Annotated in this window: 31 protein-coding genes, 2 rRNA genes and 1 pseudogene; 2 read left to right on the top strand and 32 right to left on the bottom strand. The window is 41.1% G+C overall.

Going from position 1 to position 24,163, the window contains the following annotated elements; translation table 11 throughout:
- Window positions 1-31 precede the first annotated feature (31 nt).
- The 3 genes from SJY24_RS29680 to SJY24_RS29690 form a co-directional block, all read right to left on the bottom strand.
- A 23S ribosomal RNA gene (locus SJY24_RS29680) occupies window positions 32-2,952 on the bottom strand.
- Window positions 2,953-3,098: 146 nt separating this feature from the next.
- Window positions 3,099-4,650: ribosomal RNA gene (locus tag SJY24_RS29685) — 16S ribosomal RNA — on the bottom strand.
- Together the 16S and 23S rRNA genes form the textbook arrangement of a ribosomal RNA operon.
- A 224-nt stretch (window positions 4,651-4,874) precedes the next feature.
- Window positions 4,875-5,093 (bottom strand): hypothetical protein, encoded by a 219-nt coding sequence (locus tag SJY24_RS29690; RefSeq protein WP_377867185.1) that lies wholly within the window; start codon window positions 5,091-5,093, stop codon window positions 4,875-4,877.
- Window positions 5,094-5,286: 193 nt separating this feature from the next.
- Between SJY24_RS29690 and pdaB the strand changes: the two genes are divergently transcribed.
- Window positions 5,287-6,051, top strand: coding sequence for a polysaccharide deacetylase family sporulation protein PdaB (gene pdaB / locus SJY24_RS29695; RefSeq protein WP_377867186.1), 765 nt, complete (start codon window positions 5,287-5,289; stop codon window positions 6,049-6,051).
- Window positions 6,052-6,179: 128 nt separating this feature from the next.
- On the opposite strand, the gene kbaA is transcribed toward pdaB, so the two are convergent.
- The gene (kbaA, locus tag SJY24_RS29700) at window positions 6,180-6,791 is read right to left on the bottom strand and encodes a KinB signaling pathway activation protein KbaA (RefSeq protein ID WP_377867187.1); all 612 of its coding nucleotides are present in this window, start codon (window positions 6,789-6,791) and stop codon (window positions 6,180-6,182) included.
- A 139-nt stretch (window positions 6,792-6,930) separates the two neighbouring features.
- Between kbaA and gerD the strand changes: the two genes are divergently transcribed.
- The gene (gerD, locus tag SJY24_RS29705) at window positions 6,931-7,536 is read left to right on the top strand and encodes a spore germination lipoprotein GerD (protein WP_377867188.1); all 606 of its coding nucleotides are present in this window, start codon (window positions 6,931-6,933) and stop codon (window positions 7,534-7,536) included.
- Window positions 7,537-7,588: 52 nt separating this feature from the next.
- Here the strand turns inward: gerD and SJY24_RS29710 are convergent, their stop codons facing one another.
- The 28 genes and pseudogenes from SJY24_RS29710 to rplN all read right to left on the bottom strand — a co-directional run bounded on the left by SJY24_RS29710 (window position 7,589) and on the right by rplN (window position 24,120).
- Window positions 7,589-8,656, bottom strand: coding sequence for an Mrp/NBP35 family ATP-binding protein (locus SJY24_RS29710; RefSeq protein WP_071747335.1), 1,068 nt, complete (start codon window positions 8,654-8,656; stop codon window positions 7,589-7,591).
- Window positions 8,657-8,799: 143 nt separating this feature from the next.
- Complete coding sequence (gene cwlD, locus SJY24_RS29715) at window positions 8,800-9,513, bottom strand: N-acetylmuramoyl-L-alanine amidase CwlD (protein WP_000822448.1); 714 nt, start codon at window positions 9,511-9,513, stop codon at window positions 8,800-8,802.
- Window positions 9,514-9,579: 66 nt separating this feature from the next.
- Window positions 9,580-10,008 (bottom strand): YbaK family protein, encoded by a 429-nt coding sequence (locus SJY24_RS29720; protein ID WP_001101006.1) that lies wholly within the window; start codon window positions 10,006-10,008, stop codon window positions 9,580-9,582.
- A gap of 162 nt (window positions 10,009-10,170) precedes the next feature.
- Window positions 10,171-10,563 carry a 30S ribosomal protein S9 gene (gene rpsI / locus SJY24_RS29725; protein ID WP_000079986.1) on the bottom strand — a complete coding sequence of 131 codons (393 nt, stop codon included), beginning with the start codon at window positions 10,561-10,563 and terminating at the stop codon, window positions 10,171-10,173.
- 21 nt (window positions 10,564-10,584) lie between these two features.
- On the bottom strand, window positions 10,585-11,022 hold the full coding sequence (gene rplM / locus SJY24_RS29730) for a 50S ribosomal protein L13 (RefSeq protein WP_001260795.1): 438 nt from the start codon (window positions 11,020-11,022) through the stop codon (window positions 10,585-10,587).
- A gap of 152 nt (window positions 11,023-11,174) precedes the next feature.
- Entirely contained in the window at window positions 11,175-11,918 is a 744-nt protein-coding gene (gene truA / locus SJY24_RS29735) for a tRNA pseudouridine(38-40) synthase TruA (RefSeq protein ID WP_002094769.1), read from the bottom strand.
- A 14-nt stretch (window positions 11,919-11,932) separates the two neighbouring features.
- On the bottom strand, window positions 11,933-12,727 hold the full coding sequence (locus tag SJY24_RS29740) for an energy-coupling factor transporter transmembrane component T family protein (protein ID WP_377867189.1): 795 nt from the start codon (window positions 12,725-12,727) through the stop codon (window positions 11,933-11,935).
- Window positions 12,715-13,596, bottom strand: coding sequence for an energy-coupling factor ABC transporter ATP-binding protein (locus SJY24_RS29745; RefSeq protein WP_377867190.1), 882 nt, complete (start codon window positions 13,594-13,596; stop codon window positions 12,715-12,717). The genes SJY24_RS29740 and SJY24_RS29745 overlap by 13 nt, the downstream gene beginning before the upstream one ends.
- A complete protein-coding gene (locus SJY24_RS29750) occupies window positions 13,572-14,414 on the bottom strand; it encodes an energy-coupling factor ABC transporter ATP-binding protein (protein WP_377867191.1) in 843 nt (280 codons plus the stop codon). Before SJY24_RS29750 ends, SJY24_RS29745 begins: the two co-directional genes overlap by 25 nt.
- 103 nt (window positions 14,415-14,517) lie before the next feature.
- On the bottom strand, window positions 14,518-14,880 hold the full coding sequence (gene rplQ, locus SJY24_RS29755; protein ID WP_000331490.1) for a 50S ribosomal protein L17: 363 nt from the start codon (window positions 14,878-14,880) through the stop codon (window positions 14,518-14,520).
- A 35-nt stretch (window positions 14,881-14,915) separates the two neighbouring features.
- Window positions 14,916-15,859: pseudogene (locus tag SJY24_RS29760) on the bottom strand (DNA-directed RNA polymerase subunit alpha).
- A gap of 180 nt (window positions 15,860-16,039) precedes the next feature.
- Complete coding sequence (gene rpsK / locus SJY24_RS29765; RefSeq protein ID WP_002009745.1) at window positions 16,040-16,429, bottom strand: 30S ribosomal protein S11; 390 nt, start codon at window positions 16,427-16,429, stop codon at window positions 16,040-16,042.
- Between the two features lie 24 nt (window positions 16,430-16,453).
- A complete protein-coding gene (rpsM, locus tag SJY24_RS29770; protein ID WP_000090792.1) occupies window positions 16,454-16,819 on the bottom strand; it encodes a 30S ribosomal protein S13 in 366 nt (121 codons plus the stop codon).
- Window positions 16,820-16,840: 21 nt separating this feature from the next.
- A complete protein-coding gene (rpmJ, locus tag SJY24_RS29775; RefSeq protein ID WP_000868344.1) occupies window positions 16,841-16,954 on the bottom strand; it encodes a 50S ribosomal protein L36 in 114 nt (37 codons plus the stop codon).
- A 35-nt stretch (window positions 16,955-16,989) separates the two neighbouring features.
- Complete coding sequence (gene infA, locus SJY24_RS29780; RefSeq protein WP_001029884.1) at window positions 16,990-17,208, bottom strand: translation initiation factor IF-1; 219 nt, start codon at window positions 17,206-17,208, stop codon at window positions 16,990-16,992.
- A 68-nt stretch (window positions 17,209-17,276) separates the two neighbouring features.
- Window positions 17,277-18,023, bottom strand: coding sequence for a type I methionyl aminopeptidase (gene map / locus SJY24_RS29785; RefSeq protein ID WP_377867192.1), 747 nt, complete (start codon window positions 18,021-18,023; stop codon window positions 17,277-17,279).
- Window positions 18,023-18,673 (bottom strand): adenylate kinase, encoded by a 651-nt coding sequence (locus tag SJY24_RS29790; protein ID WP_377867193.1) that lies wholly within the window; start codon window positions 18,671-18,673, stop codon window positions 18,023-18,025. The genes map and SJY24_RS29790 overlap by 1 nt, the downstream gene beginning before the upstream one ends.
- A gap of 56 nt (window positions 18,674-18,729) precedes the next feature.
- The gene (gene secY, locus SJY24_RS29795; RefSeq protein WP_000490151.1) at window positions 18,730-20,031 is read right to left on the bottom strand and encodes a preprotein translocase subunit SecY; all 1,302 of its coding nucleotides are present in this window, start codon (window positions 20,029-20,031) and stop codon (window positions 18,730-18,732) included.
- Window positions 20,031-20,471, bottom strand: coding sequence for a 50S ribosomal protein L15 (gene rplO, locus SJY24_RS29800; protein WP_000766083.1), 441 nt, complete (start codon window positions 20,469-20,471; stop codon window positions 20,031-20,033). The genes secY and rplO overlap by 1 nt, the downstream gene beginning before the upstream one ends.
- A gap of 33 nt (window positions 20,472-20,504) precedes the next feature.
- Complete coding sequence (gene rpmD, locus SJY24_RS29805; RefSeq protein ID WP_001085231.1) at window positions 20,505-20,687, bottom strand: 50S ribosomal protein L30; 183 nt, start codon at window positions 20,685-20,687, stop codon at window positions 20,505-20,507.
- A gap of 13 nt (window positions 20,688-20,700) precedes the next feature.
- Window positions 20,701-21,201 carry a 30S ribosomal protein S5 gene (rpsE, locus tag SJY24_RS29810; protein WP_000554646.1) on the bottom strand — a complete coding sequence of 167 codons (501 nt, stop codon included), beginning with the start codon at window positions 21,199-21,201 and terminating at the stop codon, window positions 20,701-20,703.
- Between the two features lie 21 nt (window positions 21,202-21,222).
- Window positions 21,223-21,585 (bottom strand): 50S ribosomal protein L18, encoded by a 363-nt coding sequence (rplR, locus tag SJY24_RS29815; protein ID WP_100062073.1) that lies wholly within the window; start codon window positions 21,583-21,585, stop codon window positions 21,223-21,225.
- A gap of 31 nt (window positions 21,586-21,616) precedes the next feature.
- A complete protein-coding gene (rplF, locus tag SJY24_RS29820) occupies window positions 21,617-22,156 on the bottom strand; it encodes a 50S ribosomal protein L6 (protein WP_002115328.1) in 540 nt (179 codons plus the stop codon).
- Between the two features lie 32 nt (window positions 22,157-22,188).
- The gene (gene rpsH / locus SJY24_RS29825) at window positions 22,189-22,587 is read right to left on the bottom strand and encodes a 30S ribosomal protein S8 (protein WP_002009764.1); all 399 of its coding nucleotides are present in this window, start codon (window positions 22,585-22,587) and stop codon (window positions 22,189-22,191) included.
- A 29-nt stretch (window positions 22,588-22,616) separates the two neighbouring features.
- The gene (gene rpsN / locus SJY24_RS29830; protein WP_001085700.1) at window positions 22,617-22,802 is read right to left on the bottom strand and encodes a 30S ribosomal protein S14; all 186 of its coding nucleotides are present in this window, start codon (window positions 22,800-22,802) and stop codon (window positions 22,617-22,619) included.
- Window positions 22,803-22,835: 33 nt separating this feature from the next.
- Window positions 22,836-23,375, bottom strand: coding sequence for a 50S ribosomal protein L5 (rplE, locus tag SJY24_RS29835; RefSeq protein WP_001080829.1), 540 nt, complete (start codon window positions 23,373-23,375; stop codon window positions 22,836-22,838).
- Between the two features lie 26 nt (window positions 23,376-23,401).
- On the bottom strand, window positions 23,402-23,713 hold the full coding sequence (gene rplX, locus SJY24_RS29840) for a 50S ribosomal protein L24 (RefSeq protein ID WP_377867194.1): 312 nt from the start codon (window positions 23,711-23,713) through the stop codon (window positions 23,402-23,404).
- A gap of 38 nt (window positions 23,714-23,751) precedes the next feature.
- The gene (gene rplN, locus SJY24_RS29845; RefSeq protein ID WP_000615912.1) at window positions 23,752-24,120 is read right to left on the bottom strand and encodes a 50S ribosomal protein L14; all 369 of its coding nucleotides are present in this window, start codon (window positions 24,118-24,120) and stop codon (window positions 23,752-23,754) included.
- Window positions 24,121-24,163: the final 43 nt, after the last annotated feature.

The following is a 24,163-nucleotide window of genomic DNA, read 5'->3' on the forward strand; positions in this document are numbered from 1 at the left end:
TTCAAAACTAGATAACATCGCTACATATTATATGGTTAAGTCCTCGATCTATTAGTATTCGTCAGCTCCACATGTCACCATGCTTCCACCTCGAACCTATCAACCTGATCATCTTTCAGGGATCTTACTAGCTTACGCTATGGGAAATCTCATCTTGAGGGGGGCTTCATGCTTAGATGCTTTCAGCACTTATCCCTTCCGCACATAGCTACCCAGCTATGCCCTTGGCAGAACAACTGGTACACCAGCGGTGCGTCCATCCCGGTCCTCTCGTACTAAGGACAGCTCCTCTCAAATTTCCTACGCCCACGACGGATAGGGACCGAACTGTCTCACGACGTTCTGAACCCAGCTCGCGTACCGCTTTAATGGGCGAACAGCCCAACCCTTGGGACCGACTACAGCCCCAGGATGCGATGAGCCGACATCGAGGTGCCAAACCTCCCCGTCGATGTGGACTCTTGGGGGAGATAAGCCTGTTATCCCCGGGGTAGCTTTTATCCGTTGAGCGATGGCCCTTCCATGCGGAACCACCGGATCACTAAGCCCGACTTTCGTCCCTGCTCGACTTGTAGGTCTCGCAGTCAAGCTCCCTTATGCCTTTGCACTCTACGAATGATTTCCAACCATTCTGAGGGAACCTTTGGGCGCCTCCGTTACACTTTAGGAGGCGACCGCCCCAGTCAAACTGCCCACCTGACACTGTCTCCCGGGTCGATAAGACCCGTAGGTTAGAATTTCAATACAGTCAGGGCGGTATCCCACCAGCGCCTCCACCGAAGCTAGCGCTCCGGTTTCAATGGCTCCCGCCTATCCTGTACAAACTGTACCAAAATTCAATATCAGGCTACAGTAAAGCTCCACGGGGTCTTTCCGTCCTGTCGCGGGTAACCTGCATCTTCACAGGTACTATAATTTCACCGAGTCTCTGGTTGAGACAGTGCCCAAATCGTTACACCTTTCGTGCGGGTCGGAACTTACCCGACAAGGAATTTCGCTACCTTAGGACCGTTATAGTTACGGCCGCCGTTTACTGGGGCTTCAGTTCAGAGCTTCGCTTACGCTAACCCCTCTCCTTAACCTTCCAGCACCGGGCAGGTGTCAGCCCCTATACTTCGCCTTACGGCTTCGCAGAGACCTGTGTTTTTGCTAAACAGTCGCTTGGGCCTATTCACTGCGGCTTTCCGTTAAGAAAGCACCCCTTCTCCCGAAGTTACGGGGTCATTTTGCCGAGTTCCTTAACCAGAGTTCTCTCGCACACCTTAGGATTCTCTCCTCGCCTACCTGTGTCGGTTTGCGGTACAGGCACCTTTTATCTCGCTAGAAGCTTTTCTTGGCAGCGGGGAATCAAAGACTTCGCTCCATAAGGAGCTTCCCCATCACAGCTCAGCCTTCACGATAAGCGGATTTGCCTACTTATCAGCCTAACTGCTTGGACGTGCACAACCAATCGCACGCTTCTTCTATCCTTCTGCGTCCCTCCATTGCTCAAACGATAAAGAGGTGGTACAGGAATATCAACCTGTTGTCCATCGCCTACGCCTGTCGGCCTCGGCTTAGGTCCTGACTAACCCTGAGCGGACGAGCCTTCCTCAGGAAACCTTAGGCATTCGGTGGACGGGATTCTCACCCGTCTTTCGCTACTCATACCGGCATTCTCACTTCTAAGCGCTCCACCAGTCCTTCCGGTCTGACTTCACTGCACTTAGAACGCTCCCCTACCACTGATACATAGGTATCAATTCGCAGCTTCGGTGGTGTATTTAGCCCCGGTACATTTTCGGCGCAGAGTCACTCGACTAGTGAGCTATTACGCACTCTTTAAATGGTGGCTGCTTCTAAGCCAACATCCTAGTTGTCTAAGCAACTCCACATCCTTTTCCACTTAATACACACTTTGGGACCTTAGCTGGCGATCTGGGCTGTTTCCCTCTTGACTACGGATCTTATCACTCGCAGTCTGACTCCTAAGGATAAGTCATTGGCATTCGGAGTTTGACTGAATTCGGTAATCCGATGAGGACCCCTAGTTCAATCAGTGCTCTACCTCCAAGACTCTTACACTTAAGGCTAGCCCTAAAGCTATTTCGGGGAGAACCAGCTATCTCCAGGTTCGATTGGAATTTCTCCGCTACCCACACCTCATCCCCGCACTTTTCAACGTGCGTGGGTTCGGGCCTCCATTCAGTGTTACCTGAACTTCACCCTGGACATGGGTAGATCACCTGGTTTCGGGTCTACGACCACGTACTAAACGCCCTATTCAGACTCGCTTTCGCTGCGGCTCCGTCTCTTCAACTTAACCTTGCACGGGATCGTAACTCGCCGGTTCATTCTACAAAAGGCACGCCATCACCCATTAACGGGCTCTGACTATTTGTAGGCACACGGTTTCAGGATCTCTTTCACTCCCCTTCCGGGGTGCTTTTCACCTTTCCCTCACGGTACTGGTTCACTATCGATCACTAGGGAGTATTTAGCCTTGGGAGATGGTCCTCCCAGATTCCGACGGAATTTCACGTGTTCCGCCGTACTCAGGATACATTCAAGAGAGAACGAAGTTTCGACTACGGGGTTGTTACCCTCTGTGACGGACCTTTCCAGGTCGCTTCGTCTACCTCGTTCCTTTGTAACTCCGTATAGAATGTCCTACAACCCCAAGAGGCAAGCCTCTTGGTTTGGGCTAGATTCCGTTTCGCTCGCCGCTACTCAGGAAATCGCATTTGCTTTCTCTTCCTCCAGGTACTTAGATGTTTCAGTTCCCTGGGTCTGTCTTCCATACCCTATGTATTCAGGTAAGGATACCATACCATTACGTATAGTGGGTTTCCCCATTCGGAAATCTTCGGATCAAAGCTTACTTACAGCTCCCCGAAGCATATCGGCGTTAGTCCCGTCCTTCATCGACTCCTAGTGTCAAGGCATCCACCGTGCGCCCTTTCTAACTTAACCAAACTAAAATTAAAAAAATATGAGCTACACTGTTATCTAGTTTTCAAAGAACATACATTTAAACTTGAGAGATAGTTCTCTCAAAACTGAACGAAACGAAACAAGTCAACGTTTATTGATGAACTGCGTTCATCAATTCTCCATAGAAAGGAGGTGATCCAGCCGCACCTTCCGATACGGCTACCTTGTTACGACTTCACCCCAATCATCTGTCCCACCTTAGGCGGCTGGCTCCATAAAGGTTACCCCACCGACTTCGGGTGTTACAAACTCTCGTGGTGTGACGGGCGGTGTGTACAAGGCCCGGGAACGTATTCACCGCGGCATGCTGATCCGCGATTACTAGCGATTCCAGCTTCATGTAGGCGAGTTGCAGCCTACAATCCGAACTGAGAACGGTTTTATGAGATTAGCTCCACCTCGCGGTCTTGCAGCTCTTTGTACCGTCCATTGTAGCACGTGTGTAGCCCAGGTCATAAGGGGCATGATGATTTGACGTCATCCCCACCTTCCTCCGGTTTGTCACCGGCAGTCACCTTAGAGTGCCCAACTTAATGATGGCAACTAAGATCAAGGGTTGCGCTCGTTGCGGGACTTAACCCAACATCTCACGACACGAGCTGACGACAACCATGCACCACCTGTCACTCTGCTCCCGAAGGAGAAGCCCTATCTCTAGGGTTTTCAGAGGATGTCAAGACCTGGTAAGGTTCTTCGCGTTGCTTCGAATTAAACCACATGCTCCACCGCTTGTGCGGGCCCCCGTCAATTCCTTTGAGTTTCAGCCTTGCGGCCGTACTCCCCAGGCGGAGTGCTTAATGCGTTAACTTCAGCACTAAAGGGCGGAAACCCTCTAACACTTAGCACTCATCGTTTACGGCGTGGACTACCAGGGTATCTAATCCTGTTTGCTCCCCACGCTTTCGCGCCTCAGTGTCAGTTACAGACCAGAAAGTCGCCTTCGCCACTGGTGTTCCTCCATATCTCTACGCATTTCACCGCTACACATGGAATTCCACTTTCCTCTTCTGCACTCAAGTCTCCCAGTTTCCAATGACCCTCCACGGTTGAGCCGTGGGCTTTCACATCAGACTTAAGAAACCACCTGCGCGCGCTTTACGCCCAATAATTCCGGATAACGCTTGCCACCTACGTATTACCGCGGCTGCTGGCACGTAGTTAGCCGTGGCTTTCTGGTTAGGTACCGTCAAGGTGCCAGCTTATTCAACTAGCACTTGTTCTTCCCTAACAACAGAGTTTTACGACCCGAAAGCCTTCATCACTCACGCGGCGTTGCTCCGTCAGACTTTCGTCCATTGCGGAAGATTCCCTACTGCTGCCTCCCGTAGGAGTCTGGGCCGTGTCTCAGTCCCAGTGTGGCCGATCACCCTCTCAGGTCGGCTACGCATCGTTGCCTTGGTGAGCCGTTACCTCACCAACTAGCTAATGCGACGCGGGTCCATCCATAAGTGACAGCCGAAGCCGCCTTTCAATTTCGAACCATGCAGTTCAAAATATTATCCGGTATTAGCCCCGGTTTCCCGGAGTTATCCCAGTCTTATGGGCAGGTTACCCACGTGTTACTCACCCGTCCGCCGCTAACTTCTTGAGAGCAAGCTCTCAATCCATTCGCTCGACTTGCATGTATTAGGCACGCCGCCAGCGTTCATCCTGAGCCAGGATCAAACTCTCCAATAAAGTTAGTTTGTCTAGCATCTAAAAATAAAAATTGACGTTCACGTTGTTTGTTTCGTTCAGTTTTCAAAGAACTACTTAGTCGCTTATTTGCGACTTCCTTATGTTAACATCCTCGTTTTTCGATGTCAACTAAGTTTTTCAATTTCTTTTTTGTCGTTTGCTGCGTTTCTGCATCAGCGACGGTTATTAATTTATCATATACTTACTCTTAACGTCAACACTTTTTAATAAAAAATTCTTTTTCTTATATAACGAATACATTCTTCCCTATTAGCAACTCTCCGAAATAAACAAAAAATGATTTTATATCTTTCTTCCATCGCCTTTTTCACAACGCTATGTATACGCTCATCTTCAAAATCAAATAAAAGTTCCTCTAACTCCCTCTTCAATATGTATTCCATTTCTTTTCTCTCTTCCTTCGTTAACATAATCCCAAGCAAATTATCACCCCAATAGTTCCTTACATATATCAATAAACGCCCCACTCATTTTCAATTACCAATAATGTATCATCTAAAAATAAAATTCTATCATTCATTATATCCACCACTTACGATGTTAATCCCTTGTTCTCTTTTTTAAATTTAAAGCATATATGTAACTGAAAAGGATTGGACAAAGGGGCGTAATATTATGTTTTTCTTTTTTATTACGAGTAAAAGAACATTTAAACACATTAGCTTAATAGTCGTACTTTCCTTATTTACAGCATGGTTACTCTTTTTAAAAACATATTCACATGAATCTGCTTTTTCAACTGCTACTGGTCCTAAAGTGATTTACAAAGGGGACACCGCAAAAAAACAAGTTGCATTCACGTTCGACATTAGTTGGGGAGATAAAAAAGCTATTCCAATCCTTAATACACTCAAAGAAAGAGAAATTAAGAATGCAACCTTCTTTCTCTCTGCTGCATGGGCCGAAAGACACCCTGATATTGTCGAACGAATCATGAAAGATGGACATGAGATTGGTAGTATGGGCTATAATTACACATCCTACAATTCACTAGAAGCAAATGAAATACGAAGGGATCTTTTGCGCGCGCAAGATGTTTTTACGAAACTTGGTGTAAAACAAGTCAAGCTATTACGCCCACCTAGTGGCGACTTTAACAAAACAACCCTTAAAATAGCAGAATCACTCGGATACACCATCGTTCATTGGAGTAACAATTCAAATGACTGGAAAAATCCCGGCGTAAATAAAATCGTTTCCACAGTCTCTAGCAATTTAAGGGGTGGGGATATTGTCTTATTACACGCTTCTGATTCTGCTCTTCAAACAAATAAGGCTTTACCATTACTCTTACAAAAATTAAAGAGCGACGGATATGAACAAACCTCTGTATCACAACTTATTTCCAACACAAGTACGCAAAGCGAAGATATTAAGTAATTCCTTTCTACACAATTCCTCACACATAAAAGCTCTGCTATCTTAATGAAAGATAGCAGAGCTTTTTTATCCTGGTATTTACAAATGATAAGAATCTGGCTAATTACAAATCCACTCTCCTCATTAAGTTAAGCTGACTTACTTTTTTGTCCGATTAAACGATGCAATACAAGTAACTGATATGTATTACATAATAGGAGTGGTATCACCATTAAATACAACCAATCTGTATCATTAATCCGGAGCGCTGGTACCCATTCAAGAATTGTTACAACAACCATAAAGAACAGAGCGGGCACAAATGCTTTTTTATTCGTTTCTTTACTCTTTATGTATGCGACAATTGCCCCAAACACAAATAACATCCCCGCAACAAGTATGTTATTCCCTAATGAAACTTCCCCATTCGCAATAAGTACTGACCTTAAATAAACGAAATCAAACAATACGAACGCAATAAAGAAGAGTTGCACCGCATTCCATAAAGACGATGATCGAAACATCCCTAATCCAAAACGATGGATTGTTAAATACGCAAAGAACCCCATTTGACTTATAACACTAAAAATAAATCCTACGCCCATCAACCAAAAAGAAATTGCTAAAATCTCTTTTCCGTCGAAATTTTGAAAAAATTTAGCGTACTTGTCCCACTCTAAAACAAATCCAATAATGACTGTGCTAATCCCACCCAGAAATAACGTCGTAAAAAATAGTCGTACCCACTTGCGGCTATTCACAACACATCCCCCATTATTCTTATATTTCTAATTAAATTGTATCAATGACAATTTCAAAAAGCTAGCCATGTTAATGTATAAATTCCTTAAAGAGATTTATATTAAAAAAAGAGAACTGTGCTGAAAGGAGCTCCAATTTATGAAACGGCTGCTGCTCGTTTTGATTTCTTCTTTTCTATTTATCGCACTAGTGGCATGTGCACAAGAAAAAGAAGCAAAATCCGAACTTGATTATGATCAAACAAAAAAAATGATTGTTGATATTTTAAAAACAGATCAAGGAAAAAAAGCGATCCAAGATGTATTAACTGATGAAAAAATGAAACAAGCACTCATACTAGATGAAACAGTAGTAAAGAAAACGATCGAAGATGCGATGGTATCTGAAAAAGGGCAACAATTCTGGGAAAAGCTCTTTAAAGACCCTGAGTTCTCATCAAAATTTGCTAAAAGTATGGGAAAAGAACAAACAAACTTAATGAAAACTTTACTAAAAGACCCTGAATACCAATCAGGTGTTATAGAGATTATGAAAAATCCTGAAGTAGAAAAAATTATGTTACAAACAATGAAGAGTAAAGAGTATCGTCAATATTTACAACAAGTACTAACCGAAACTGCCGAAAGTCCACTCTTCCAGGCTAAGATGATTGACATCATTAGTAAAGGTGTACAAAAAGCTGAAAAAGGCGGGTCTGATAAAAAAGGTGCAGGCGGTTCTCAAGATGGGAACAAAGAACAATAATAAAAATTATAGTAACGAGTGGACAATGATATATTGTCCACTCGTTACTACTTTACTTTTGTGTAACAGCTGTTTTATCAATAACTGTCTCAGCTATCGAACGATAAATAAGACCAGTTGTATGTGTATCCTCATATACTGACGGCGCAAAGTCCTCTTTATTCCAATCCGGTTGTTGAAGTGGAATTCGGCCAAGCACATCTGTTTGGAGTTCCGTAGCTAATTTATCTCCTCCACCTCTTCCAAACACATACTCTTTTTCACCAGTTGCTTTACTTTCAAAATACGCCATATTTTCAACAACACCAAGAATACTATGTTCTGTACGTAAAGCCATAGCTCCAGCACGCGCTGCTACAAATGCAGCTGTTGGATGCGGCGTTGTTACAATAATCTCTTTGCAAGCCGGCAACATCGAATGCAGATCTAGAGCAACATCACCCGTACCTGGTGGTAAATCCAATACTAAGTAATCTAAATCACCCCATTCTACTTCTGTGAAAAAGTGATTTAACATTTTCCCAAGCATCGGTCCTCTCCAAATAACGGGTGCGTTATCTTCTACAAAGAATCCCATTGAGATTACTTTCACACCTAGACGCTCCACTGGTATTATCTTATCCCCTCTTACGATTGGGCGTTTTTCGATGCCCATCATATCAGGTACACTAAAACCGTAAATATCCGCATCAATGATACCGACTTTTTTTCCTAGACGAGCTAAAGCAATTGCAAGGTTAACGGAAACAGTCGATTTCCCTACTCCACCTTTTCCACTTGCCACTGCTAAAAATGTTGTATGTGAGTTCGGCGATAATAAAGATTCACTTTTCTCTTCCTCTTGCGGTGGTGCAAACTGAGCTAATTCCTCTTCTGTAAATTCTGCAAAACGAAGTCCAACTGTTGTTGCCCCAAGTTCTTTTACTAACTTTACAATTCCAGACTGCAACTGCATTTGTTCCGCTGTACCTGTTTTTACAATTGCAATTTTAACACTTACATGTTCCTTCTCAGGCTTGACTGTTACCTCTTTAATTGCATTTGTTTCTTTTAACGTTTTATGTAAAAATGGATCTACAATCCCTTCCAACGCTTCCACTACCTGCTCTTTTGTTACCATAATTAGCCCAGCCCCCTGTATGAAAAATAACGTAATGTTAATTGAATTTATCTCTCTTTATTTTTGAAATAAATGCGTTTACATTTCCAGTATAACATATTTTCGGAAAACTTCGTTAACGAGAGAAACTCGAAAAATCCTCCTTATTCCGGAGGATTTCCTTTTTCTGTGAAATAACGTAATATACCACGATATATTGCAGCTGCTACTTTTTGCTGGTACTTCTCCGAATTTAGCATATACCTTTCATTCACATTCGACAAAAAGCCGGCCTCAATTAAAGCACCCGGTTTTTTAGCATACTTCAATAAGTACACGTGAGGAATTGTTTTAGCAGAACGATTCGTATTTTCTAAGCTCGTTCTCAATTCAGCCTGAATAAATTTCGCAGCCCGTTCATTTTCAATTAAAGAACGGTAGTAGAACGTTTGTGCGCCTTTAGATCCACTGCTAGTTAGAGCGTTTAAATGAATGCTTGCAAAAAAGTCTACATCAGGCTTATTAATAATCTCTACACGCCTTTTTAAGTCCTCTGCTTTACGCCTACTATATGACTTTGTATCTTTGTTAGCTAAATCATAATCTCCTTCACGAGTTAAAATAACTAACGCACCTTGTTCTTGTAAATAATCTTGTACTTTTTTTGTAATCTCGAGCGTAATATCTTTTTCTACAATATCCTTTCCACCAACAGCCCCTCCGTCTGGACCACCATGCCCAGCGTCGAGTACAATCACTTTCCCTGATAAGGGTAAATTCCATGCTCGCCACGATTTTGTAATTTGAAATTCTTGTTTGACTAAAAAAAACAAAACAACCGCAGCGAGCGCAAAAGAGATAATTCGAATTCTCTTCATACCTTTCCTCCTCCAGCTAGTCCCTCTAATTACTTATATGGGACAAGAGGAAAGTTTATGCTTGTCTTAATGCAGCTTTAATCGATATCTTCGTTCACCTTTTTCATACCCTTCCTGCCACCACAGGCCGATAAACTGCTGGCAAGATTCAAAAAGTAATTCCTCGTCTTGCAATTTAATTTCACGCATAGTCATACTTGTTAAAAATTGAAATAATGTTTCAGTTAATTGTTGCTCTTCTTCTAAGGCTCTATATTTCACATCAAAGAATGATTCACCATAATAACCAAATTTACTGTATCTCGCTCCTAATAAATAAGATTCTATCCCTAGTTCAATACAATAATCTTCATACTGACGATGAAGTTCTTGCATCTGAAAGGCATCACGAATATTTGAGCGCAATGTTTTTAATGATAATTCTCGTAGCATCTTCCGCTCGTATTTTAACTGCTTTTCTTTTTGTTTTTCTTGTAAGCTGACAATGACATTCATAGTACTTATAAACCTCCCTAATACGTATTAGTCTAAGCTTCTAAAGAAGAAGCATACGCGAGGCCCTAGCACTAAAATATTCCAAACTAAAAAAATTGTAAAAGAGGAATTAAACACAAAAAAACCCCAACCAAAATGGTTGGGGTTTGTAGTTCGCAAAAATTAACGTTTTGAGAACTGAGGTGCACGACGTGCGCCTTTAAGACCGTATTTTTTACGCTCTTTCATACGTGCGTCACGAGTTAATAGACCTGCACGTTTTAGTGTTAGACGGTATTCTGGATCAGCTTTTAATAAAGCGCGAGAAATACCGTGACGAATAGCACCAGCTTGACCAGTGTATCCACCACCATTTACGTTTACAAGTACATCGTAGTTACCTAAAGTTTCTGTTGCAACTAGAGGTTGTTTCACTACTTCACGTAATGCAGCAAATGGGATATAGTTTTCAAAATCACGACCGTTAATGATAACGCGTCCTTCGCCTGGAACTAGGCGCACGCGCGCTACTGAACTCTTACGACGTCCAGTGCCATAGTATTGAACCTGTGCCAAAGTAAGCCCTCCTTTAATTGATTATCCGCGAAGTTCGTAAACTTCTGGTTTTTGTGCTTGGTGTGGATGCTCTGCTCCAGCATACACGTTTAATTTCTTAGATACTTGACGTCCTAAACGTCCTTTTGGAAGCATCCCTTTAATTGCAAGCTCTAACATTTGTACAGGGTAGTTTGTACGCATTTCTAGAGCTGTTCTTTGCTTAAGTCCACCTGGGTGGTTAGTGTGACGGTAGTAAATTTTATCGTTTAATTTATTACCTGTTAAATGAATTTTCTCAGCGTTAATAATAATTACATGATCACCCGTGTCAACGTGTGGTGTAAATGTAGGTTTGTTTTTACCACGTAAAATGGATGCTACTTCCGTAGATAGGCGACCTAAAGTTTGACCTTCAGCATCAACCACATACCATTTACGCTCAACTTCGTTAGCTTTTGCCATAAAAGTCGTACGCATGTGTTTCCCTCCTCGTTATCTTTTCCATAGAAAAAATCTATTGTTTATCTTAAACACGATTTCCTTCCGGGGCTAATCGTGGTTTTAGAAACAATACCATATGTTATGATATACTTTTGAGTTTCTAATGTCAAGCAAATGTTACACCAGGATTAGTTGTTATAGTTTACCTGCCATAAGTAAAGTCCATGACCTGGAGCCATCTTTCCAGCAAACTGGCGATTTTGTTTCGCTAAAATCTCTGGAATGCTATCAGGATCAAGCTTTCCTTGCCCTACGTTAAGTAACGTACCAACAATAATTCTGACCATATTATATAAAAATCCATTACCTACAAAACGAAAAATTAATTCATCGTCTTGCTCAATTAACTCAATTTCATAAATTGTTCGCACTTTATCTTTTTTGTCAGTTTTTGCCGAACAAAAAGAAGTGAAATCATGCGTTCCAATAAAATAAGGAATCGCTTTTCTTATAGAGTTTATTTCAAGTGGATATGGATATTGATATACGTAATTTCTACGGAATACATCCGCAGTCTTTGATAATAATACACGATAACGATATTCTTTTTTCTCGACACCGTAACGCGCATGAAATTCTTCTGTTTTTTTCTCTACCTGTCTGATAACAATATCATCTGGCAACATTGTGTTTAAAGCATTACTCCATTGCCACTCTGCAAGAGACAAAGGGGTATCAAAGTGTATCACTTGTCCTTTTGCATGAACGGTAGAATCTGTTCTGCCCGATGCTTGAACACGAACAAGTTCTCCTTTATGCAATTTCTGCAATGCTTTCTCTATCTCTTGTTGAACAGTACGATGCTGCGGCTGAATTTGATAACCACAAAAATGCATGCCATCATATGCAACCGTACATTTTATTCTATCCATTTCTTTATTCTCCATTAAGATCGCACCCATGCCAAAATACAAGCTAAACAAAGTAAACTCATAATCGTTACTGTATCACTTGTTTTCCAGCGTAGTTGCCTAAATTTAGTGCGTCCTTCGCCACTTTGATATCCACGAGCTTCCATCGCAATCGCCAAGTCCTCTGCCCGCTTAAAAGCACTAATAAATAGCGGAACGAGTAGTGAAATAATAGCTTTCATCCTATCTTTTATCGGTCCCCCGGCGAAATCAATGCCACGTGACGCTTGTGCTTTCATAATTTTACTCGTTTCATCCATTAATGTCGGGATAAAACGTAGTGAAATTGACATCATTAATGCGATTTCATGAACAGGAACTTTTATACGCTTCAACGGCTTTAATAACGTCTCCAACCCATCTGTAATTTCAATAGGTGTCGTCGTTAACGTTAATAATGTCGTCATTAAAATAATAACGAAGAATCGTATAGAAATGTATATCCCTTGCTCTAATCCTTTTTCATGTATCGAAAACCAACCAAGCTGGAATAGTACTTCCCCTTCTTTATTTGTAAAAATATGCAGGAAAAATGTAAAAAGAAAAATCCATAGAATTGGTTTTAAGCCCGAAAGTACATAACGAATCGGCACTTTTGCAAAAAATAAAGCAATGAGTGCATACAAAAATAAAAATCCATATGAAATCGCATTATTTGCTAAAAAAACAACAAATACATATAAAAAGACAATCAACAGCTTCGTACGAGGATCAAGTTTATGAATGACTGACTGACCTGGAATGTATCTCCCAATGATCAACTGCTGCATGATTCATGACCACCTTTTCGTAACACCTGTACAACTTCATGAGTAAGATCCTCTAAAGATAAGGTAGCCTTCGAAATTGAAATACCAAACTTTTCTTCAATTGCACGTTTATACTTTAAAGACATCGGAAGATCCACACCAATTTTCTCTAATTCCTCTGCATGTGAAAATACTTCCTCTGCTCTTCCTTGCAAAAAGACCGTTCCTTTATGCATGACCACAATTTGATCTGCATACTTAGCAGCATCCTCCATATTGTGGGTGACAAGAATGACTGTAAGCCCCTGTTCCTTATGAAGCTTGTAAAACATCTCCATGAGCTCGTGCTGTCCTTTAGGATCAAGCCCTGCTGTAGGCTCATCTAATACAAGCACTTCGGGTTCCATCGCAAGTACGCCTGCTATTGCAACGCGCCTCATTTGCCCACCGCTTAACTCAAACGGAGAACGTGCTAATAAATCTATGTCCAATCCAACAAGCCGGATTGCATCTTTCGCCTTTTGTTTTGCCTCTTCTTCAGATACACCAAAATTAGTAGGTCCAAAACAAATATCCTTCTCAACTGTCTCTTCAAATAGCTGATGTTCTGGGAACTGAAAGACAACCCCTACTTTTTTTCGTAGTGGTTTAAGTTTCTTTTCTTTCTTACCTGCTGAAATTAAATGTTCGCCAATTTGAACCGTACCATTTGTCGGCTGTAATAAACCATTTAAATGTTGAATCATCGTCGACTTTCCTGAACCAGTATGACCAATAATGGCATAATAGCCCCCACTTGGAAACGACACGTCTACATCATAAAGTGCGCGTCTTTCAAATGGAGTTTTATATTGATAACGATGTTCTACTTTTTGGAATGTAATCTCCAAAGTTCGTTCACCAAGCTTTCCATTGTAAGATGCGTATTTTGCAAGTGAATTTCATTTCTTTTTAATAATTCTGCTATTTTGACCGAAAAAGGTACATCTAATCCAATCTCTTGGAGCATATGAGAGGATTTGAAAATTTGCTCTGGAGTACCTTCCTCTAATATTTCTCCCTTGTTCAAAATAATAATACGGTCTGACTGTGCCGCTTCTTCTAAATCGTGCGTAATCGATAACACCGTAATACCCTTTTGATTAACAAGTTGTCTAACCGTTTCTACTACTTCAAGTCTCCCCTGAGGGTCTAACATTGAAGTTGCTTCATCTAGTATTAAAATAGATGGCTGAAGTGCTAAAACACCTGCTATTGCGACTCGCTGTTTTTGTCCGCCAGATAACGAATGGGGTTCATCATTAAGAAAATCTTCCATACGGACCAGTTGCAGGGCTTGTTCTAGTCTTTCTACCATCTGCTCCCTTGGCATTCCGATATTTTCTAGACCAAATACAACGTCATCTTGTACTGTCGTTCCAACAAATTGATTATCAGGATTTTGAAATACCATCCCAATTTGTTTTCGAACATCCCATACCGTTTCCTCTGATAAAACCACTGTATCATTTACAGTAATGGTCCCTGATTCCGGTAAAAACAAACCATTCAATAATTTTGCAAGTGTAGATTTACCTGAACCATTTTGTCCAATAACAGATACCCATTCTCCTTCATATAAGGAAAATGAAACATCTTTTAATGCATAAGAGGCTGCCCCAGGATATTGAAATGATATATTTTCTGTCCGAAGTTTCACTTTTTTCAATACAAGGCACCCTTTCCTTCGCCAAGTTAGCCTTTTTTATATTTAAAAAAAAAGGGCCATGACCAGTTACTTGAAAAGAACTGTCCTGCCCTTTTAATCATCATTATACTAACTCGATAATTACCATTGGTGCTGCGTCTCCGCGACGTGGACCAATTTTTGCAATACGAGTGTATCCGCCTTGGCGCTCAGCATAGCGTGGAGCTACATCAGCGAATAATTTTTGAAGTGCATCTTGACCAGTCTCAGCGTTAGCAACTTCATTACGGATGAAAGCTGCTGCTTGACGACGAGCATGAAGATCTCCGCGTTTACCTAAAGTGATCATTTTTTCCACTACAGAACGAAGTTCTTTTGCACGAGTTTCTGTCGTTTGGATGCGCTCATTGATAATTAAATCAGTAGCTAAATCACGTAACATAGCTTTACGTTGCGCGCTTGTACGGCCTAATTTTCTGTATGCCATTCGTAGTTCCCTCCTTTGTTGATGGGTTTAAATCCTCAGTCGTCTTTACGTAAACCTAAACCTAATTCCTCAAGTTTATGTTTAACTTCTTCTAAGGATTTACGTCCTAAGTTACGAACTTTCATCATATCTTCTTCTGTTTTGTTCGCAAGCTCTTGTACAGTATTAATTCCTGCACGTTTTAGGCAATTATAAGAACGAACAGAAAGATCTAGTTCTTCGATAGTCATCTCAAGAACTTTCTCTTTTTGATCTTCTTCCTTCTCGACCATAATCTCAGCATTTTGTGCTTCATCAGTTAAACCAACAAAGATATTTAAATGCTCAGTTAAGATTTTGGCACCTAAAGAGATAGCTTCTTTTCGCCGATGCTTCCATCCGTCCATACATCAAGCGTAAGCTTATCATAATTAGCCACTTGTCCGACACGTGTCTTTTCCACTTGGTAAGTCACACGTGATACTGGAGTATAAATAGAATCAATAGGAATTACTCCTATTGGTTGATCTTCGCTTTTATTTGCATCAGCTGGCGTATACCCACGGCCACGCTTTGCAGTTAAACGCATGCGGAAATGCGCATTTTTTGCTAACGTCGCAATGTGTAAATCTGGATTTAAGATTTCAACATCACTATCGTGAGTAATATCAGCAGCTGTGACAATACCTTCGCCCTGTACATCGATTTCCAACGTCTTCTCTTCTTCAGAGTAGATTTTAAGAGCTAACTTTTTCAAGTTTAAGATGATCGTCGTAACGTCCTCTACTACGCCCTCAACTGTTGAAAATTCGTGTAAAACGCCATCGATTTGGATAGCAGTTACAGCGGCACCAGGGAGTGAGGATAAAAGAATACGACGTAAGGAGTTACCCAAAGTAGTACCATATCCACGCTCAAGCGGTTCAATCACGAATTTGCCATACTTAGCATCTTCGTTAAGTTCAACCGTTTCGATTTTCGGTTTTTCGATTTCAATCATTAACTAAACCCTCCTTCAAAACGTCGAAACCCCGGTTAAACAAAGGACAAGCCTCTGTTTAACCGAAAGTCCCCCTTAGGCAGTTCCCGATTGTGCACAACAAGCGATGTTTCTGTACGAAATTTCTCGATAATGCATCATATCCATTATAGACAAAAGGGAAAATTCTATACAGAAAAATTACACACGACGACGTTTTGGTGGACGACATCCATTATGAGGAACTGGAGTAACATCTCTAATTGCTGTTACTTCTAGACCTGCAGCTTGAAGAGCACGAATTGCAGCTTCACGACCAGCACCAGGACCTTTAACAGTAACCTCTAAAGTTTTTAAACCGTGCTCCATTGCAACTTTAGAAGCAGCTTCAGCAGCCATTTGCGCAGCGAATGGAGTAGATTTACGAGATCCACGGAAACCAAGTGCACCAGCACTAGACCAAGAAAGTGCGTTACCGTGAGTATCTGTAAGTGTTACGATTGTGTTGTTGAAAGTAGAACGAATATGAGCTATACCAGCTTCAATATTCTTTTTCACACGTTTTTTACGAGTGTTTGTTTTACGTGCCATTGTTAGTTCAACCTCCTTTACTTATTATTTCTTTTTATTTGCTACTGTACGACGTGGACCTTTACGTGTACGAGCATTGTTTTTAGAGTTTTGACCACGAACTGGTAAACCACGACGGTGACGAAGACCACGGTAAGAACCGATCTCCATTAGACGTTTAATGTTAAGAGATACTTCACGACGAAGGTCTCCCTCAACTTTAATACGATCGATAACATCACGGATACGTCCTAGTTCGTCTTCCGTTAAATCACGAACTCGTGTTTCTGAAGAAATACCAGCTTCAGTAAGAATTTTTTCAGCAGTTGTGCGACCAATGCCGAATACGTAAGTTAAAGAAATAACAACGCGTTTGTCTCGAGGAATATCTACACCTGCGATACGTGCCATTCTGAATGCACCTCCTTCTGATTAACCTTGTTTTTGTTTATGTTTAGGGTTTTCACAAATAACCATTACTTTTCCACGTCTACGAATAACTTTACACTTTTCGCAGATTGGTTTAACTGACGGTCTTACTTTCATGTCTCGAACCTCCTTAAAGATTACGGAGTGCTATATTATTTAAAACGGTACGTAATACGACCACGATTTAAATCGTACGGAGATAATTCTACCGTAACTTTGTCTCCTGGTAAAATACGAATGAAGTTCATACGGATTTTACCAGAAACGTGAGCCAATACGACATGCCCATTCTCTAATTCTACTTTGAACATAGCATTTGGCAACGTTTCAAGAACGGTACCTTCGACTTCAATTACATCATCTTTAGCCATTCAATAGTTCTCCCTTCTTCAAATCAGTAACATTTTACACTGCTCTGAAATCCCGGAGAGCCAGCTACTTATAAAGTGGTAAGGATTTCGTATCCTGCTTCTGTAAGAGCAATCGTGTGCTCAAAATGTGCACACCATTTACCATCTACCGTTACCACTGTCCAGTCATCAGATAGTGTTTTTACATATCGTCTTCCTTGATTCACCATCGGCTCAACACAGATGACCATTCCCGGCTTTAATCTAGGGCCTCTATTTGGTGGACCATAGTGCGGGATTTGAGGGTCCTCATGTAAGTCTTGCCCGATTCCGTGACCAACATACTCCCTAACGATCGAGAATCCATTCTCTTCAGCATGGGTTTGAACCGCATGTGAGATATTTGATAATCTTTCGCCTGGTTTTACTTGTTCTAGACCAAGATACAACGATTTTTCTGTGACATCAAGTAGCTTTTGAACAGATTCAGAAATGTTTCCAACCGGATACGTCCATGCAGAATCTCCATGGTACCCATTGTATTTCGCACCAATATCGATACTGATGATATCGCCCTCTTGGAGCTTTCGCTTCCCTGGAATTCCGTGTACAAGCTCTTCATTTACAGAAGCACATATGCTCCCCGGAAATCCGTTGTATCCTTTAAAAGATGGCGTAGCACCATATTTTTGAATCGTCTTTTCCGCTATTTGATCGAGCTCTTTCGTTGTAATTCCTGGAGTAATATGCTGTTTCAACTCTTGATGAGTTAAAGCAACGATCCTGCCAGCTTCTCGCATGATTTCTATCTCGCGAGGAGTTTTGCAGATGATCATTACGCTAAGCCTCCAATGAGAACATCGATATCAGCAAATACTTTATTGATATCTTGCTCACCATTAATGCTTTGTAAGTAACCAAGCTCCTCGTAGAAATCAAGCAAAGGTTTTGTTTGCTTAATATTTACATCTAAACGATTTGCTACAGTTTCTTCATTGTCATCAGAGCGTTGGTATAAATCGCCACCACATTTATCGCACACATCAGCTTTCGCTGGTGGATTGAATTCTAAGTGGTAAGTCGCACCGCACTCTTTACAAATGCGACGGCCTGTAAGGCGTTTTAATAATAACCCTGAATCCACATTAATGTTTAAAACATAGTCGATTTTTTTGCCAAGCTCTTTCATAATCTCTTCAAGAGCTGATGCTTGTGCAACAGTTCGTGGGAAACCATCTAATAAGAAACCTCTTACGCAGTCTTCTTGACTTAAACGTTCACGAACGATTCCGATTGTAACTTCATCTGGAACAAGTGCACCTTTATCAATAAAAGATTTTGCTTGTAAACCCATTTCAGTTTCAGCCTTCATAGCTGCACGGAACATATCTCCTGTTGAAATGTGAGGGATGTTATACTTGGCAACAATCTGTTCGGCTTGTGTACCTTTACCAGCACCAGGAAGCCCCATTAAAATTAAGTTCATCCTTGTTCCCCCTCAGAGTACATGAGCATGTAGGGAAGACAATTCTTCCCACTTACTCACTGCTTGATAAACCCTTTGTAATGGCGTTTTACCAGTTGGCTTTCTAGCTGCTTCATTGTTTCTAAAGCAACGCCGACAACGATTAACATACTCGTTCCACCAATCTGTGCAGATGGAGGAAGATTTCCCAGCTTCGTAAAGATAACTGGTAAGATTGCAATCGCTGCTAGGAAAATTGATCCTACAAAGGTCAAACGATACAAGATTTTTGTTAGATATTGTTCCGTATTCTTACCCGGACGAATACCTGGAACATATCCACCTTGCTTATTTAGATTCTCTGACATTTGCTCTGGATTAACCTGAACAAACGCATAGAAATATGTGAAGGCTACAATGAGCGCAACATATATGATCATTCCCACTGGGTGAGAATAGTTAAAGTTAGCAATGATCCACTGCGATACATCATGATTCGGGAAGAACTGTGCAATAGTTGGAGGCGTAATTAAGAATGAAACAGCAAAAATGACCGGAATAACACCCGCACTATTTACCTTAAGCGGTAAATGTGTGTTTTGTGCTCCAGCATGATTCCCATTCCCTCCTGTTACACGCTTCGCATATTGAATTGGGATCTTTCTAACAGCCTGTTGAATGAAAATAACACCAACAATAACTGCTAGCACAGCTAGTAAGATCAATGCAACTTTAACGATACTCATGAACAATTGATCTCCGATATTTTGAAACTGTTGTTGATACACTTGAGATATAACACTTGGGATCGCTGCGGCAATACCGCCAAAGATAAGGATGGAAATACCATTACCTACACCTTTAGCTGTAATCTGTTCACCTAACCACATTAAAAATGCAGTACCAGCAGTCAGTACCGTAGCAATGTATAAATAAGTGCTCCAACCAGGATTCAAAATTAATTGCCCACCTACCATACCATTAAAACCGATTGACATACCAAACCCCTGAATAAACGCAAGAACAATTGTAAAGTAACGCGTAAATTGCGTTAGTTTACGACGGCCCATTTCACCTTGCTTCGACCATTCCGAAAATTTAGGAACAACATCCATCTGCAATAATTGCACGATGATGGATGCTGTAATATACGGCATGATTCCCATCGCGAAGATGGAGAAGTTTTTCAAGGCGCCACCGCCAAATGTATTTAGGATACCTAAGGCATTTAATTGATCTTGTGCTTTCAGTACGTCTCCATTTGTAAATGGCACTGGGATAAACGTGCCAATCCTGAATACGACTAACATCGCTAAAGTGAATAATATTTTACGTCTTATCTCAGCAACGCGCATAAAGTTGGAGATTGTACGAAACATTAGATCACCTCAACTGATCCGCCAGCTGCTTCAATTGCTTCTTTAGCACTTGAAGAGAACTTGTGCGCTTTAACAGTTAATTTTTTCTCTACTGCTCCGCTTGCAAGAATTTTAACACCGTCGTTTAACTTGCTGATAACGCCAGTTTCCAGCAATAATTCAGGTGTTACTTCTGTACCATCTTCAAAACGATTTAACGTTGATAAGTTTACAATAGTAAACTCTTTACGGTTAATGTTTGTGAAGCCGCGTTTTGGTAAACGACGGAATAATGGAGTTTGACCACCTTCGAAGCCAAGACGAACACCGCCACCAGAACGTGCGTTTTGTCCTTTATGACCTTTACCAGCAGTTTTACCGTTACCAGAACCGATACCACGACCGACACGGTTACGTACTTTACGAGAACCTTCTGCAGGTTTTAATTCATGAAGTTTCATTCCCAGGCACCTCCTTATATTAATGAGTTATCCTTAAGCTTCTTTTACAGTTATAAGGTGAGAAACTTTGTTGATCATACCAAGAATAGCAGGAGTTTCTTCCTTAACTACAGTTGAATTCAACTTTTTAAGACCTAAAGCTTCTACCGTCGCACGTTGATCTTGTGGACGACCAATTACACTACGAGTGAGGGTAATTTCTAACTTTTTCGCCATTTGTTTTCCCTCCTTAACCTAGTAGCTCTTCTACAGATTTACCGCGTAATTTTGCAACATCTTCAGCGCGCTTAAGTTCGCTTAATCCGTTCACAGTAGCGCGAATCATGTTGATTGGTGTGTTAGAACCAAGAGATTTCGAAAGAATATCTTGTACACCAGCTAATTCAAGTACCGCACGAACAGGTCCACCAGCAATAACACCAGTACCCTCAGCAGCAGGTTTTAAGAATACTTCACCAGCTCCAAAATGACCGTTGATTGTGTGTGGAATTGTTGTACCAACTAATGGTACAGCGATTAGGTTTTTCTTAGCGTCTTCGATAGCTTTGCGAATTGCGTCTGGTACCTCTTGTGCTTTACCAGTACCGAATCCAACATGACCGTTTTTATCGCCAACTACAACTAGTGCAGCAAAGCGGAAACGACGACCACCCTTAACAACTTTCGCGACACGATTTATCGTAACTACACGTTCTTCAAGTTCTAATTTACTTGGGTCAATGCGATGCATCAATTTTCCCTCCTTTGACCATTAAAATTGTAATCCAGCCTCACGAGCAGCTTCAGCTAGAGCTTTAACACGGCCATGGTATAAGTAACCACCGCGATCGAATACTACTTCTTTAACGCCTTTCTCTACAGCACGCTTAGCAACTGATTCTCCAACTTTCGTAGCAGCTTCAATATTGCTAGTACCGTTAAGAGCAAGGTCTTTATCAAGAGTAGATGCACTTACTAATGTTACACCATTTACATCATCAATAACTTGAGCGTAAATATGTTGGTTAGAACGGTACACGTTTAAACGTGGACGTTCTGCAGTACCAGTAAGTTTAGCACGTACACGTGCATGTCTTTTCTTACGAGTCGCATTTTTAGCAGCTTTAGTGATCATTCTTGTCACTCCTTTCTTTCACCTAACGGGTTTACTTAGCAGTTTTACCTTCTTTACGACGAACAACTTCGCCTTCGTAACGAATACCTTTACCTTTATATGGCTCAGGAGCACGTACAGCACGGATGTTAGCAGCAAATTCGCCAACACGTTGCTTGTCGATACCTTTGATTACGATTTTAGTTGGTGCAGGTACTTCAACTTCAAGACCTGCTTCCGGAGTCATTTCTACTGGATGAGAATAACCTACGCTTAAAACAAGTTTATCTCCTTGTTTTTGAGCACGGTAACCAACACCGACTAATTCAAGTCCGCGTGCGAAACCTGCAGTTACACCTTCAACCATGTTTCCGATTAAAGCACGAGTTGTACCGTGTAATGCACGGTGTTCCTTCTGTTCAGATGGACGCTCAACTGTTAGTGTATTTTCTTCAATTTTGATAGACATATCAGCATTGAATGTACGAGTTAATTCACCTTTAGGGCCTTTTACTGTTACAGTATTGTCTTCTGCAATTGTAATAGTAACACCTGCAGGGATTTCAAGAATCTTTTTACCAATACGAGACATGTGGTCACACCTCCGTTCGTTTTAAATATATATTACCAAACGTATGCTACTACTTCTCCACCAGTTTGTAATTGACGAGCGTCTTTGTCTGTCATTACTCCCTTAGATGTAGAAACAAGAGCGATACCTAATCCGTTAAGTACACGTGGTACTTCATCAGCTTTTGCGTAAACGCGTAAGCCAGGTTTACTGATACGTTTTAATCCAGTGATTACACGTTCATTGTTTGCACCATATTTCAGGAAAATACGAAGGATACCTTGTTTGTTATCCCCAATGTATTCTACATCACGAATGAAACCTTCACGTTTTAAAAGTTCAGCGATCTCTTTTTTGATTTTAGAAGCAGGAACCTCTAATTTCTCATGACGTACCATGTTCGCATTACGGATGCGAGTAAGCATGTCTGCAATTGGATCTGTCATCACCATGTGTTTTACCTCCTTCCCATTTGTGGGTTTTACCAACTAGCTTTTTTAACACCAGGAATTTGACCTTTATATGCAAGTTCACGGAAACAAATACGGCAAAGCTTAAATTTGCGGTATACAGAATGCGGACGACCGCAGCGTTCGCAACGTGTATACTCTTGTACTTTAAACTTAGGAGTACGCTTTTGTTTCGCTATCATAGATTTTTTAGCCACGTTTTCGCCTCCTCTACTTAGCGTTGGCTTCCATTATTTTTGGAATGGCATACCGAATTGTGTTAAAAGTTCACGAGCTTCTTCATCAGTTTTCGCTGTAGTAACGATTACGATGTCCATACCGCGGACTTTGCTTACTTTATCATAATCAATCTCAGGGAAAATAAGTTGCTCTTTAACACCTAATGTGTAGTTCCCACGACCATCGAATGATTTCTTAGAAACACCACGGAAATCACGTACACGTGGTAAAGAAACCGATACTAATTTGTCGAAGAACTCATACATTTGCTCGCCGCGTAAAGTTACTTTCGCACCGATTGGCATACCTTCACGAAGACGGAAACCAGCGATTGATTTTTTAGCACGAGTTACAACAGGTTTTTGACCTGCGATTTGTGTTAATTCTTCTACTGCATTGTCTAAAGCTTTTGAGTTAGATACCGCGTCACCAACACCAGTGTTGATTACGATCTTTTCGATTTTCGGTACTTCCATCACAGATTTATAGTTAAACTTGCTCACTAGAGCAGGAGTAATTTCCTTTTGGAACTTCTCTTTAAGGCGATTCAATGAAGTGACCTCCTTTCTTAAGAAAATTATTTATCTAATAATTCACCAGATTTTTTTGCAACACGAACTTTTTTACCATCTTCTACTTTGAAGCCTACGCGAGTAGGTTCACCTGTTTTCGGATCTAAAATCATAACGTTAGAAACGTGAATAGGTGCTTCTTTAGTAATAATTCCACCTTGTGGATTTAATTGAGATGGCTTAGAGTGTTTTTTAACGATGTTAACACCCTCAACGATAACACGGTTTTGCTTTGGGAAAGCCACAAGGATAACGCCTTGTTTTCCTTTGTCTTTTCCAGTGATTACCTGTACTTTATCACCTTTTTTTACATGCATCTTAATTCTGCACCTCCTTAGCAAGGCAATACCTTAAATTATAGAACTTCTGGAGCTAAAGAAACGATCTTCATGAAGTTGCTATCACGTAATTCACGAGCTACTGGTCCGAAGATACGAGTACCACGTGGGCTCTTATCGTCTTTAATGATAACCGCTGCGTTTTCATCAAATTTGATATAAGAACCGTCCGGACGACGAGCTCCGCTCTTCGTACGTACTACTACTGCTTTAACAACGTCACCTTTTTTAACAACGCCACCTGGTGTTGCTTGTTTTACCGTAGCAACGATAATATCACCAATGTTAGCATATTTACGACCAGAGCCGCCTAATACTTTAATTGTTAAAAGTTCACGTGCACCAGAGTTGTCAGCAACTTTCAAACGAGATTCTTGTTGGATCATGTTATGAAACCTCCCTTCGGACTAAAAATTCCGATTCGTCTAT

Origin of the sequence: Bacillus sp. R86525, from assembly GCF_042466195.1 — a bacterium.
GTDB lineage: Bacteria > Bacillota > Bacilli > Bacillales > Bacillaceae_G > Bacillus_A > Bacillus_A nitratireducens.